Raw genomic sequence first — 12,701 nt, 5'->3', positions numbered from 1 at the left:
CTGGGCATGACGAAGATCGTCAACCACTGGATCGGCGGCAAGACCGTCGAAGGCGCGTCGGGTACGTTCGGGCCGGTCACCGACCCGGCGACCGGCGCGGTCACCACGAAGGTCGCGTTCGCGACGGTCGACGAGGTGGACGCGGCGGTCGCGGCCGCCAAGGAGGCCTTCGCGACCTGGGGTCAGTCCTCGCTGGCCCAGCGCACGTCGATCCTGTTCAAGTTCCGTGCGCTGCTGGACGCCAACCGTGACGCCATCGCCGAGCTGATCACCGCCGAGCACGGCAAGGTGCACAGCGACGCGCTCGGTGAGGTCGCGCGTGGTCTGGAGATCGTCGACCTGGCATGTGGCATCAACGTGCAGCTGAAGGGTGAGCTGTCGACGCAGGTCGCGAGCCGCGTGGACGTGTCGTCGATCCGGCAGCCGCTGGGTGTCGTCGCGGGCATCACGCCGTTCAACTTCCCCGCGATGGTGCCGATGTGGATGTTCCCGATCGCCATCGCCTGCGGCAACACCTTCGTGCTGAAGCCGAGCGAGAAGGACCCGTCGGCGTCCATGAAGCTCGCCGAGCTGCTGGCGGAGGCGGGTCTGCCGGACGGCGTCTTCAACGTCGTCCACGGCGACAAGGTGGCCGTCGACCGCCTCCTGGAGCACCCGGACGTCAAGGCCGTCTCCTTCGTCGGCTCGACCCCGATCGCCCGCTACATCCACACGACGGCCTCCGCGAACCACAAGCGCGTCCAGGCCCTGGGCGGCGCGAAGAACCACATGCTGGTCCTGCCGGACGCCGACCTGGACGCGGCCGCCGACGCGGCGGTCTCCGCCGCCTACGGCTCGGCGGGCGAGCGCTGCATGGCCATCTCGGCCGTCGTCGCCGTCGGCGCGATCGGCGACGAACTGGTGGACAAGATCCGCGAGCGCGCCGAGAAGATCAAGATCGGCCCCGGCAACGACCCGACCTCCGAGATGGGCCCGCTCATCACGAAGGTCCACCGCGACAAGGTGGCCTCCTACGTCGAGGGAGCGGCGGCCGAGGGCGCCGAGGTCGTCCTGGACGGCACCGGCTACACCGTCGACGGTTTCGAGGACGGCCACTGGATCGGCATCTCGCTGCTGGACAAGGTGCCCACGTCCGCGAAGGCCTACCAGGACGAGATCTTCGGCCCCGTGCTGTGCGTCCTGCGCGTGGACACCTACGAGGAGGGCGTGGCCCTCATCAACAACTCGCCCTTCGGCAACGGCACCGCGATCTTCACCCGGGACGGCGGCGCCGCCCGCCGCTTCCAGCTGGAGATCGAGGCCGGCATGGTCGGCGTGAACGTCCCGATCCCGGTCCCCGTCGGCTACCACAGCTTCGGCGGCTGGAAGGACTCCCTCTTCGGCGACCACCACATCTACGGCAACGACGGCACGCACTTCTACACCCGCGGCAAGGTCGTCACCACCCGCTGGCCCGACCCGGCCGACGCCCCGGCAGGCGTCGACCTGGGCTTCCCGCGCAACCACTGAGCCACAGGCCGTACGGTGCCCTGCCTCCTCTCGGGGGCAGGGCACCGGTCATGTCACTGGGCGGCGCCGGCCTGCTCCTTGATCGCCTCGGTGAGGTCGCCGGTCTGCGCGGCCGGCGGCGCCTTCACCTCGGTCGTGTCGCCGAACTTCTCGAAGTCGACGGTGACCTTCATGGCGCCCATCTCCTGGACGAGTCGGACCGGCAGATCGCGGTCACCGACCCAGACGTCCATGGCGATCTCGTCCACACCGCCGGTCACCGAGCCGAGCACGCCGGCATCCTCACCGAGGGCGTCCTTGTACCGGCCCATGTGGGCCTGGTCGATCACGGCCCGGTAGTGGGTCGCGCGCTTCCCGTTCACCGTCTCGGTGCCGAGGTTCTCGACGTCGTTGGCGTACTTCAGGGCCTTCATGGACGCCGACGGGCTGCTGTTGCTGTTGTTGAAGGCCTCCGCGCCGGCCTCGCCGAACACGGCCGACCCGTCGATCTTCATCCACTCCTTGCCGGCGAGCGGGCCGGAGGGCTGCGGGTCGATGTCGTAGTAGTAGGCGCCGTCCACGAACAGCGCGCGGAGGGTCGGGTCGTCCTGCAGCGTCTGCATCTGGGACGCCTTGGTGTCCATCTGGACGTCGTAGGCCGGCCCGTCGCCCCAGGAGTAGGTGCCGTCCATGGTGATGGGGGTGCCCGTGCCCATGTCCGTGATCATCTTCACCTCGGCCGACCCCACCTGCTCGGTACGGTCGGTGGCGCGCGCGAGCGCCGCCATGACCGTGTCGGTCTTGTCGACCGCGTCGGCCGTCTGCTTCACGCTCTCCGACTTCACGCTCTCCGCGCCGCACGCCGACACCGCGAACATCGCCGCCGCCGTGACCCCCACCCAGGCAGCGGTGTACTTCAACTTCATCCGTCCCCACCCCGTCGCTGTGAACCGTCTGTGTCTCCAGACACTAACGACACACACTGACAGCCCCGGGTTCCGGGCGTCTCACGCTTTTCCGACGCCCGCCACGCAGGGGGACCGCCGCATACCGCGCCCGCAGTACGCGACATGGTCCCGTACGCCCGAGGGAGGGGCCCAGGTTCGCTCTCCGGTCGACAACTTGCCGACAGGTTCACCCCGTACCGTTGACGCATGGATCTTCGACTGCCCGGACTGCGGCGGCCGCGACGGATCATGGCCGCCGCGGCCGCTGTCGCCGTGCTTGCCGGCGCCGGGACCTGGACGGCCGTCGCCTCCGACGAGGCACCCCCGGTGCACCGCGCCGACCGGGTCATGGCCGTGGACGGGGTGCGCCTGGACACCTCGTACTTCACCTCCGGCTCGGACGGCCGCCGCCCCGCCGTCCTCCTCGCGCACGGCTTCGGCGGCAGCAAGGACGACGTCCGGCAGCAGGCCGAGGACCTGGCCCGCGACGGGTACGCGGTGCTGACCTGGTCGGCACGTGGCTTCGGCAGGTCGACCGGCCGGATCGGACTGAACGACCCGAAGGGCGAGGTCGCCGACGTCTCCCAGCTGATCGACTGGCTGGCCGAGCAGCCCCAGGTCCAGCTCGACAAGACCGGTGACCCGCGCGTGGGCGTGGCCGGCGCCTCCTACGGCGGCGCGATCTCCCTGCTGGCTGCCGGACACGACGACCGGGTCGACGCCATCGCCCCGGCGATCACCTACTGGAACCTCGCGGACGCCCTCTTCCCCGACGGCGTCTTCAAGAAGCTGTGGACCGGCATCTTCTTCAACACCGGCGGCGGCTGCGCCAAGTTCGAGCCCGCGCTGTGCGCGATGTACGAGCGGGTCGCCGAGTCCGGCACGCCCGATGACGCCGCCCGCAAGCTGCTGGAGGAGCGCTCGCCGTCCGCCGTCGGCGACCGCATCAAGGTGCCCACCCTGCTGCTGCAGGGCCAGACCGACTCCCTCTTCACGCTCGCCCAGTCCGACGCCGCCGCGAAGGCGATCCGCGCCAACGGCGCCCCCGTCGACGTCGACTGGATCGCGGGCGGCCACGACGGCGGCGACATGGAGACGAGCCGTGTCCAGGCCCGGGTGACGTCCTGGTTCGACCGCTACCTCAAGAACGACAAGTCCGCCGACACCGGCCCGGCCTTCCGTGTCACCCGCACGGGAGGCGTCGACTCCACGGACGGCGAGGCCCTGCTGCGCGGCGCGAGCGACGACACCTACCCCGGCCTGGACAGCGGCGACCGCTCGATCGCCCTGACCGGCCGCGAGCAGACCTTCACCAACCCGCCCGGTGCCACCCCGCCCGCCGTCTCCGCCCTGCCCGGCCTCGGCGGCTCCGGCGGCCTCGCCCAGCTGTCCTCCCTCGGCGTCGGCGTCTCCCTCGACTTCCCCGGCCAGTTCGCCGCGTTCCAGTCGGCGCCCGTCACGGACGACCTGCGGATCACCGGCTCCCCGACGGCCACCGTCCACGTCAAGTCGACGAGCGACGACGCCGTCCTCTTCGCCAAGGTCTACGACGTCGGCCCGGACGGCAGACAGCAGGTGCTGCCCTCCCAGCTCGTCGCCCCGATCCGGGTCGAGGGCGCCAAGGCCGGCAAGGACGTGACGATCACGCTCCCGGCGATCGACCACGAGGTCGACAAGGGCCACCGCCTGCGCCTGGTCCTCGCCTCCACCGACCTCGGCTACGCCTCCCCGACGGCCCCGGCGACGTACACCGTCTCCGTGCGCGGCGACCTGAAGGTACCCACCGCCCCCGGTGTGAGCACCGCGGCCGCACCGCTGCCGTCCTGGGTGTGGTGGCTGCCCCTCGCGGGTGGGCTGATCGCCCTGATCGTGCTGGTGACGGGGCGCCGCCGCACCGCCACGCCCGCTCCCGACCCGGAGCTGGCGGACGTCCCGCTCCAGATCACCGACCTGAGCAAGCGGTACGCGAGGTCCACCGACCGTTACGCGGTGAGGGAGTTGTCCTTCCGCGTGGAGAAGGGCCAGGTGCTGGGCCTCCTGGGCCCGAACGGCGCCGGCAAGACGACGACGCTCCGCATGCTGATGGGCCTGATCAAGCCGGACGGCGGCGAGATCCGCGTCTTCGGCCACGCCATCCGCCCCGGCGCCCCCGTCCTCTCCCGTGTCGGCGCCTTCGTGGAGGGCGCGGGCTTCCTGCCGCACCTCTCGGGCCGGGAGAACCTGGAGCTGTACTGGCAGGCCACCGGCCGCCCGCCCGAGGACGCCCACCTCGACGAGGCGCTGGAGATCGCCGGCCTCGGTGACGCCCTCGCGCGCGCGGTCCGTACCTACTCGCAGGGCATGCGCCAGCGCCTGGCCATCGCCCAGGCCATGCTCGGCCTGCCGGACCTGCTCATCCTCGACGAGCCGACCAACGGCCTCGACCCGCCCCAGATCCGCGAGATGCGCGAGGTGATGATCCGGTACGCGGCCGCCGGCCGCACGGTGATCGTCTCCAGCCATCTGCTGGCGGAGGTCGAGCAGTCCTGCACGCACCTGGTGGTGATGGACCGAGGCGGGCTCGTGCAGGCCGGGCCGGTCGGCGAGATCGTCGGCTCCGGTGACACTCTCCTCGTCGGCACCGCCACGCCCGTGGAGGACCCGGTCGTCGAGAAGGTGGCCGCACTGCCCGGTGTCGCCTCGGCCCTGCGCACCGACGAGGGACTCCTCGTCCGTCTCGACGCGGACGGCACCGCCCAGCGCCTGGTCGCCGAACTCGTCCGGCTCGATGTGCCCGTCCAGGCGGTCGGCCCCCACCGCCGCCTGGAAGACGCCTTCCTCACCCTGATCGGAGGCTCCGCATGAGCACGCTCACCGAGCGGACCGAACCCGTGGAGACCGCCTCCGGCTACCGGGCGTCCCGCACCCTGCCGCTGCGCGTCGAGCTGGTCCGCCAGCTCAAGCGCCGCCGCACGCTGATCATGGGGGGCATCCTGGCGGTGCTGCCGTTCGTCCTGCTCGTCGCCTTCGCGATCGGCGGCGAGCCGGGCGGGGGCGGCGACGGCGGCAACCGCATCAACCTGATGGACACGGCCACCGCCTCCGGCGCCAACTTCGCCGCGGTGAACCTGTTCGTGTCGGCGGGCTTCCTCCTCGTCATCCCCGTCGCCCTGTTCTGCGGGGACACGGTCGCCTCGGAGGCGAGCTGGTCCTCCCTGCGCTACCTCCTCGCCGCACCCGTCCCCCGAGCCCGTCTCCTGTGGTCCAAGCTCGTCGTCGGACTCGGCCTCAGCCTGGCCGCGATGGTCCTGCTGCCCGTCATCGCCCTCGCCGTCGGCACCGCCGCCTACGGCTGGGGCCCGCTCCAGCTGCCCACCGGCGGCGCGCTCGACACGGGCACCGCCGCCCAGCGGCTCGTCGTGGTCGTGGCGTACATCTTCGTGTCCCAACTCGTCACCGCCGGGCTCGCGTTCTGGCTGTCGACGAAGACGGACGCCCCGCTCGGCGCGGTCGGCGGCGCGGTCGGCCTGACCATCGTCGGCAACGTCCTCGACGCCGTCACGGCCCTCGGTGACTGGCGCGACTTCCTGCCCGCGCACTGGCAGTTCGCCTGGGCCGACGCCGTCCAGCCCACGCCGGAGTGGTCCGGCATGATCCAGGGCACCGCGATCTCCGTGACGTACGCGGTGGTGCTGTTCGCCCTGGCCTTCCGGGGGTTCGCCCGCAAGGACGTGGTGTCGTAGGCCGCGCGACGTTCCGTAGCGCGCGTTTACCGGCCGCGAGGTGATTTTCCTGTCCCTCGCGGCCTACAGCCATGTCCGGACGAGGCCGAAGGCGGCGACGGCAATTGCCGGAACCGCAGGGGCGAACATTGCTGATTTCCTCCATTCGCCCTAAAAGCCCGCCCTCCTGCTGTGGTGTGATCCTGTTACTCCGGTTGTCGTAAAAGGTGCATAACGTCATTAGTGGACTCAATCGGGTGTGTCGGAAATGGTGGGTTAAGGGAGGCCTGTGTTAGCGTCTGTGACGAGCCGGACACGGTCCGTAAGGAGGGTCGTGTGCGTGAAGAAATCGGAGACGTGATGAACAAGCTCAAGAAGGCTGCGGCCGTAGCGGTCATGGTCGGCGGCCTCGGCCTCGCCGGCAGCGGGGTTGCCAGCGCCACCGGTGGCCACGACTACGACGACCCGTTCCCCTTCCCGTTCGCCATCAACAACCTGCAGGTTGTGGACTGCGAGCAGTCGTTCGACGGTGGTACCGCGTTCGCCCCCGTCACGGGTGCGGTCACCGGCGACAACTCGCAGAACATCGGCAACTTCTGCACGGTGATCGGGTCCGTCGGCGACTGATCCAAGGCGCGGCGGAGAGCCCGGTCTCGTGCCCTCGGCGTGAGACGCGGTCCCCGGTCCCTGTCGCGTTGGAAGTCCCTTGCGAGGGGCCGACTGACCTGCGGGTGGCACTGCTGCCCAAGGGTGACTGGCCCCCGGAAGGCGTCGTGTTTCCGGGGTACGAACGGAAAGTGCCTTCGGCCGGTGCGAACCGGAGCATGCATGCTCCTGCGTTCCAGTGCCTGTCGGAGGCACTCTGTTTTGGGCCCTCTGCCGCAGTCCCGCTTTCGAGGCCCGGGCTCCGGCTGTTCTGGTGTGGTCCGCATCTCCGATTTTCACAAAAGGGGCATAGGTTAATCAATTTCGCTTAATCGAGCGTGTCGGAAATAGCGCGTTAAGTGAGGCTCGTGTTAGCGTCTGTGATGAGCCGGACACGGTCCGTAAGGAGGGTCGTGTGCGTGAAGAAAACGGAGACGTGATGAACAAGCTCAAGAAGGCCGCGGCCGTTGCGGTGATGGTCGGCGGCCTCGGCCTCGTCGGCAGCGGTGTTGCCAGCGCCACCGGTGGCCACGACTACGACGACCCGTTCCCCTTCGCCATCGACAACCTGCAGGTCGTGGACTGTGAGCAGGAGTTCGCCGGTGGTGCCGCCTTCGCGCCCGGCGTCGGGGCCGTCGGCGGCGACTCCCAGTCGAACATCGGCAACTTCTGCACGGTGATCGGGTCCGTCGAGGGCTGATCCCAGGCGCCCTGAAGAGGCGGGTTTCACACCTCCTGTGTGAGGCCCACTCCTCAAGTCCTTGCCGCGTCGGACACCCTGATCGCTGTCGGCTCGGGGCCGCCGGGGCGAGGGTCAGCAATGCGCGGACCAGGGGATGTCGAGGCGGTAAGGGCTCGACATCCCCTTTGCTGCGCTGATCGAGGCCACGACGTTTTGTGGTGGCCGCGACTCAATCCATGGAGATATGCGTGCGCATGTTCAAGAAGGTCATGCTGGTGACTACCGCCATCAGTAGCATCGGCCTGACGGGTGCCGGGGTGGCCCAGGCTCACAACGACGGTGGTGACCCGCCTGACGCCGGCATCGAAAACGCGCAGTTCCTGAACTGCGAACAGGCGTTCACCTCGTCCCTGATCACGATCAGTGCGCCGGTCAGTGTCGGGGGCGACAGCATCACGAATATCGGTAACTTCTGCACGCAGGTCGCTCCGCCCAAGTGATCGGACGATCGTCCGGCGACTGGTTCAGAAGTGAATGAAGCAGGGCCCCTCCATGCATGCGTGGAGGGGCCCTGGTGCGGGAAGCGGCCATCATCCTGATGGCCGCTTCCTCTTTTTCCCGCCCCGATACCATCCGATCAGCGCAATTCACATCAGCAGCCAATGCGGGGCTATTCGGATGAAGCTTGAAGGCTACTCATCCGTAACGGAGTCACCCGCTTGATCCAGCGGTTTACTTCTGATGCAGCATCGATTCCATCCTCCTGTCGAAGAGAGATGTGGGCCGAATCGCGCATCGGAGGTCACATGAGTGATGTAATTATCTATCCGCGTTGCCCGGAGACCGGGAAAGCGTCGTTCCGCACTGAATCCGAGGCGAGGGTCTGGCTGGTCAGGCAGCCACTGCTGGACCGGATCCCGGACCGTATCTACCGATGCTCCGACTGTCGATACTGGCACTTCACCGGGTCCCACCACTGGACCAGTCAGAAGATCCGATGGCAGCGAAACTATGGCAGGCGTGAAGTCGCTTCCCGGCGCAGCGGCAGGAGGAAAAGGAGGAACTGACTGCCGCACGTCCGGTCAGTGGCGCGTGTTCCACAGTGCCTCCGCGGCTTTCCGGCCCGCCGGTACCGGGACGGGCTGGGCGGGTGAGGCGGTGCGCAGTCGTCGGCGTACGCCTCGGACGAGGGTCGTCGCGGTGAAGGTCGCGCCGTGGACGAAGCGCATGGCCGGGCCGAAGGCGGAGGCCGTGAGCAGGCCTGCGAGGAACAGCCCGGGGTACGAGGACTCGAAGTCCCGTCCGACCGCGGGGGAGCCGTCGGCCGTCGTCGCCAGGCTCCCGCGGAGCTCGGCGGAGAGCAGGTCGAGCCGGTGCAGAGTCGCCCGGAACCCCGTGGCGGCGACGACGTGTTCGGTCTCCAGGGAGCCCAGCTCCCCCGTCCGGCTCACCGTCTCCAGCCGTAGGCCGCCCGGCACCGTACGGGCCGCGGCGACCTCGCGGCCGAGCAGCATCTCCACCACCGGCTCGACCCGGTCCCGTACCCACCAGGCGCCCGCCGGCCCCAGTGCGGTGGCCGCGATGCGGACCCGGGTCGGCTCGGGAAGGCGACGGAAGAGGTTCGGACGTTCGGCGTAGAACCAGTTGCGCCAGCCGCAGCCGAGGCCGCTGTGCGGGGTGCGGGCCGACTGCCACCAGGGGCGCCGCACGGGCGGCGGCACGTCGTTCCAGCGCAGTCGGTCCGCCCGCGCCAGCACCCGTACGCGGGTGCCCTGTTCGGCGAGGAGCGCCGCCGTCTCCAGGGCCGCCTGGCCGCCCCCGATCACCGTGACGTCCCGGCCGCGGAAGCGGCCGAGGTCACCGTGGTGGCTGCTGTGAGTGACGAGTGTGGAGGGCAGGCCGCGCAGCGGGGACGGCACGTTCACGAAGGGCATGACGCCGACCGCCAGCGCGACGGTCCGGGCGCGCAGCACCTCTCCGTCCTCGGTGACCACTTCGAAGCCGGCCGGACAGGCCGCCACCCGGCTCACCATGCGCTCGTCCACCCGGGGTACGGCGTGGTGCGCGAACCACAGGCCGTAGGCGGCGAACGTCTCCACCGGGATCGGCTCCGCGTGGCGCGCCGTGAGCCCCTGGGTGGCGCAGTACGCGTCCAGACGCCAGCGGCCGGACGGATCGGCGAGGTTGGAGGCCCACGGCTCCGACTTCAGGAACATGCCGCGGGGCATGTGGTCCCGCCAGGATGCCATGGGCCGCCCGAGGACGCGCAGGTCCAGCCCGGCGGCCGCGGCGTGGGACGCGATGGACAGGCCGTACGGACCGGCGCCCACCACCAGCAGGTCGTACATCAGCAACTGCTCGCTTTCTCGTCGTCGGACAGGGAGGGCGCGGCCGCCTGGCGGACCACGTGCGTCGGCGCGGGTGCCGACAGGGCCGCGCACAGCCGCTCCCGCAGTCGGCGGGACACGTGGCGGCACCACAGGGTCCGCATCGCCCGGCCGGGAGCCGGGTCGTCCGGGGCGTGCCAGGCCAGTTCGCGTCCGCGGGGCGCGGGCCGCAGCGCGGCGAGCGGTGCGTAGTTCTCCACCACGAACGACCGTCCTACCAGCGGCGCGCCCTCCGGCAGCGGACGGTGGGTCAGGTCGAGGTGCAGAGCGCGTACGACGTCCAGTCCGGCGGAGTCGGAGAAGAGCCGGAACTGGGCGCCGGGGCGCGGGTTGAAGTCGAGCAGGTGGTAGCGGCCCGTCGCGCCACAGCGGCGGAAGTCGAGGTCGAAGATGCCGTGGTAGCCCAGCTCGCCGGTGAGCCGCTCGGCGAGCGCCCGCACCTGTGGGTTGGCCGTCCAGCAGCCGACCGCGGTCAGGCCCGCCCCGCGCGGCCACGCCCGCTGCTTGCGGCCTGTGCCGCCCCCACGCACCACGCAGGAGCGGTCGGCGTATCCGTGGATGAACCAGTCGCGGTCCGGGCCCGGCGGCAGGTACGCCTGCAGCAGCAGCGGGCTGTCCGCTTCCTCGGTGCGCAGATACAGCTCCCGGGCCTGCCGCGCGGAGTTCACCAGAACCGTGCTGCGCAGCCCGCTGCCGGCCGGCAGCAGCCAGGGCCGGCTCCACTTCGCCACCAGCGGCAACCCCAGCCGCCGGGCGGCGTCGGCGGCCTGCGCCGGGCTGTCCGGGACCAGCGTCACCGGGTGCGGGATGTCCAGGGCCGCGCAGACAGCGGCCAGTTCGGCCTTGTCGGCGACGTGTTCGGGCAGCGCGCCGGGGGCGGGCAGCAGGTAGGAGGGCGCGAGTTCCTCGCGCATGCGGCCCACGGCGACCGCGCTCGCGTCGTCCATCGGGATCAGGACGGCGGGCCGCGTGATCCGGGTGGCCACCCGGCGCAGCGCGTCGGCGATCTCGCGGGCGGAGGACCCGGGTGGTGGCGGGGGATGCATTTCCCGTACGAAACGCGATCCGGACACGGGACTTCCCGTGGAATCGGCGACCACATGCACGTCGATTCCCACTCTGCCGAGCGAGCGCACGGCACCCAGCGTTCCGTGGTGAAAGGGATTGCGGTCGATCCGCAGGAGAACGGCGGGGACGCGGGTGTCGAGCAGCGGCACAGACTTCATTCCTTCGGATCGGCTCACCCGTGCGGGCGAGCGAGGCACTCGAAAGCCGTACAGATAGTGGCGTTAATCCATTTCATATGACTGACTTCAGGTGACTGGGCGTCAGTAATGAGAAAGGCAAGGAAGAAGACCGAGAGCGGCAGAAGAAGCACAACGGCAGGACAGCAGCACAGCAGGAGAGAGGAGCAGGCATGGTCCTACAACAGCGCCGGCCCCGGACCGGGCGGCTGGCGGTCGTCGCGACGGCAGTCGCCGTCTCGGCGGCGCTGGCCGCCGGGACCGGCTTCGCAGTGGGGACGGTGCCCTTCACCGAGTCTCCCGATCCGGCATCGGCCACCCCGGCGCCGACGGCCCCCGTGGTGACCGCGTCGGACGCCCCGCCGGCACCGCTGACCCCCGCGGTGCCCGCGCCGGACGCGCCGTCAGCATCGCAGACACCCGTGATCACCCCGCCCCTCACGGCCCCGCCCGCACCCGAGCCGCCGAATCCGGCCGGGCCGAGCCTTTCCGCCGCGCCGACGACCCCGGCGCCCGGCACGGAGAGCCCCGCCTTCGGCGCCTTCCTCGACTCCGGCTCCCGAGGCGTGCACCGCATCAGGAAGCTCAGCAGATGGCTGGGGAACGCCGATCTGCGCGTCGGTCACACCTATCTGCCCGGCGACCGCTGGAGCAACATCGAGGGCGCCCCCGGCTTCCTCGAGACCTGGGCGCGCTGGCGCAAGGCCAAGGACGACCGGATGTTCGTCCTCAACGTGCCCATGCAGGAGCGCAACGAGGCGGGCGTCTCCGACGACGAGGTCCGGTCGCTGCTGCAGCAGGGCGCGGCCGGCGACTTCGATCACCACTTCCGCGCCCTCGCCGAGCGGCTGGTCGCGTTGGGGGTGCCCGACACGGTTCTGGTGCTCGGCTGGGAGATGAACGGCTCGACGTACACCCATCGCTGCGGGCCCGACCCGGAGGCCTGGAAGACGTACTGGAACAGGATCGTCACCACCATGCGTTCGGTGCCGGGTCAGGCATTCCGGTTCGACTTCACGCCGAGCCGCGGCCTGGACGCCGTTGCCTGGACGCAGTGCTATCCGGGGGACGCCACGGTCGACATCATCGGCATGGACGCGTACGACCAGCCGCGAGGAGTTTCCTTCGACGAGCAGGTGAATGAGCCCTTCGGACTTCAAGCACACGTGGATTTCGCGAAACTCCACAACAAGCCCATCTCCTATCCCGAATGGGGACTCTTCCGCAACGGTGACAATGTCGCATACATGCGGCGGATGCTCGCCTGGATCGATGAGCACAAACCGCTGTACAACACGGTGACCGACTACTGCCCGCACGGTGTCTGGCAGTGTCCGGCCAACCCCGGTTCGTCCCGGGCCTACCGGTCGGCCCTCTTCGGCCGGGTCGACGAACCGACGCCGCCGCCCGTGCTGTCCGAGCCGCCCGCGCCGCCTGTGCTGTCCGAGCCGCCCGCGCCCACCGGGGTTCCCGCAGCGTCGCCCTCGACGGGCTGCTCGCCGCCACGCATCGGCGACTGGGTCGAGGACGGGCTGTGCCTGCCTCCCGACGGGCGGCCGTGGATCCGATAGCGGCCGCGGCCACCGGGGGCGGCGGGATCCGAGTCG

10 protein-coding genes are annotated in these 12,701 nt (G+C 70.2%); 7 read left to right on the top strand and 3 right to left on the bottom strand.

The window, feature by feature from the left end:
• Positions 1 to 6: 6 nt before the first annotated feature.
• Positions 7 to 1,509: a CoA-acylating methylmalonate-semialdehyde dehydrogenase gene (gene mmsA / locus IE263_RS35010; protein ID WP_189942061.1), complete on the top strand. Its 1,503-nt coding sequence runs from the start codon at positions 7 to 9 to the stop codon at positions 1,507 to 1,509.
• Between the two features lie 53 nt (positions 1,510 to 1,562).
• Here the strand turns inward: mmsA and IE263_RS35005 are convergent, their stop codons facing one another.
• Positions 1,563 to 2,414, bottom strand: a complete 852-nt coding sequence (locus IE263_RS35005) for an SCO4651 family lipoprotein (protein WP_189942060.1) — start codon at positions 2,412 to 2,414, stop codon at positions 1,563 to 1,565.
• 228 nt (positions 2,415 to 2,642) lie between these two features.
• Between IE263_RS35005 and IE263_RS35000 the strand changes: the two genes are divergently transcribed.
• The 5 genes from IE263_RS35000 (at position 2,643) to IE263_RS34980 (ending at position 7,963) form a co-directional block, all read left to right on the top strand.
• Positions 2,643 to 5,279, top strand: a complete 2,637-nt coding sequence (locus IE263_RS35000; protein ID WP_189942059.1) for a CocE/NonD family hydrolase — start codon at positions 2,643 to 2,645, stop codon at positions 5,277 to 5,279.
• The gene (locus IE263_RS34995) at positions 5,276 to 6,157 is read left to right on the top strand and encodes an ABC transporter permease (protein ID WP_189942058.1); all 882 of its coding nucleotides are present in this window, start codon (positions 5,276 to 5,278) and stop codon (positions 6,155 to 6,157) included. The genes IE263_RS35000 and IE263_RS34995 overlap by 4 nt, the downstream gene beginning before the upstream one ends.
• Before the next feature lie 315 nt (positions 6,158 to 6,472).
• Positions 6,473 to 6,763: a hypothetical protein gene (locus tag IE263_RS34990; RefSeq protein ID WP_229911334.1), complete on the top strand. Its 291-nt coding sequence runs from the start codon at positions 6,473 to 6,475 to the stop codon at positions 6,761 to 6,763.
• 433 nt (positions 6,764 to 7,196) lie between these two features.
• Positions 7,197 to 7,481: a hypothetical protein gene (locus IE263_RS34985; protein ID WP_229911333.1), complete on the top strand. Its 285-nt coding sequence runs from the start codon at positions 7,197 to 7,199 to the stop codon at positions 7,479 to 7,481.
• Between the two features lie 230 nt (positions 7,482 to 7,711).
• Positions 7,712 to 7,963, top strand: a complete 252-nt coding sequence (locus IE263_RS34980; RefSeq protein WP_189942057.1) for a hypothetical protein — start codon at positions 7,712 to 7,714, stop codon at positions 7,961 to 7,963.
• 582 nt (positions 7,964 to 8,545) lie between these two features.
• On the opposite strand, the gene IE263_RS34975 is transcribed toward IE263_RS34980, so the two are convergent.
• Together IE263_RS34975 and IE263_RS34970 are read right to left on the bottom strand one after the other, a co-directional pair.
• Complete coding sequence (locus tag IE263_RS34975) at positions 8,546 to 9,811, bottom strand: NAD(P)-binding domain-containing protein (protein ID WP_189942056.1); 1,266 nt, start codon at positions 9,809 to 9,811, stop codon at positions 8,546 to 8,548.
• Positions 9,811 to 11,067, bottom strand: a complete 1,257-nt coding sequence (locus IE263_RS34970) for a carboxylate--amine ligase (RefSeq protein WP_189942055.1) — start codon at positions 11,065 to 11,067, stop codon at positions 9,811 to 9,813. The genes IE263_RS34975 and IE263_RS34970 overlap by 1 nt, the downstream gene beginning before the upstream one ends.
• Before the next feature lie 200 nt (positions 11,068 to 11,267).
• Between IE263_RS34970 and IE263_RS34965 the strand changes: the two genes are divergently transcribed.
• A complete protein-coding gene (locus IE263_RS34965; protein WP_189942054.1) occupies positions 11,268 to 12,665 on the top strand; it encodes a glycoside hydrolase family 26 protein in 1,398 nt (465 codons plus the stop codon).
• The last annotated feature ends 36 nt before the right edge of the window (positions 12,666 to 12,701 follow it).

Origin of the sequence: Streptomyces aurantiogriseus, assembly GCF_014649375.1 — a bacterium.
Classification (GTDB): Bacteria; Actinomycetota; Actinomycetes; order Streptomycetales; family Streptomycetaceae; genus Streptomyces; species Streptomyces aurantiogriseus.
Note: the sequence above shows the minus strand (reverse complement) of the source record. Positions and strands in the feature narration are given on the sequence as shown.

What these genes read in the sequence shown, in the direction of transcription:
- mmsA (WP_189942061.1), top strand. Translation starts at nt 7, where the DNA reads ATGACGAAGATCGTCAACCACTGGATCGGCGGCAAGACCGTCGAAGGC.
- IE263_RS35005 (WP_189942060.1), bottom strand. Translation starts at nt 2,414, where the DNA reads ATGAAGTTGAAGTACACCGCTGCCTGGGTGGGGGTCACGGCGGCGGCG.
- IE263_RS35000 (WP_189942059.1), top strand. Translation starts at nt 2,643, where the DNA reads ATGGATCTTCGACTGCCCGGACTGCGGCGGCCGCGACGGATCATGGCC.
- IE263_RS34995 (WP_189942058.1), top strand. Translation starts at nt 5,276, where the DNA reads ATGAGCACGCTCACCGAGCGGACCGAACCCGTGGAGACCGCCTCCGGC.
- IE263_RS34975 (WP_189942056.1), bottom strand. Translation starts at nt 9,811, where the DNA reads ATGTACGACCTGCTGGTGGTGGGCGCCGGTCCGTACGGCCTGTCCATC.
- IE263_RS34965 (WP_189942054.1), top strand. Translation starts at nt 11,268, where the DNA reads ATGGTCCTACAACAGCGCCGGCCCCGGACCGGGCGGCTGGCGGTCGTC.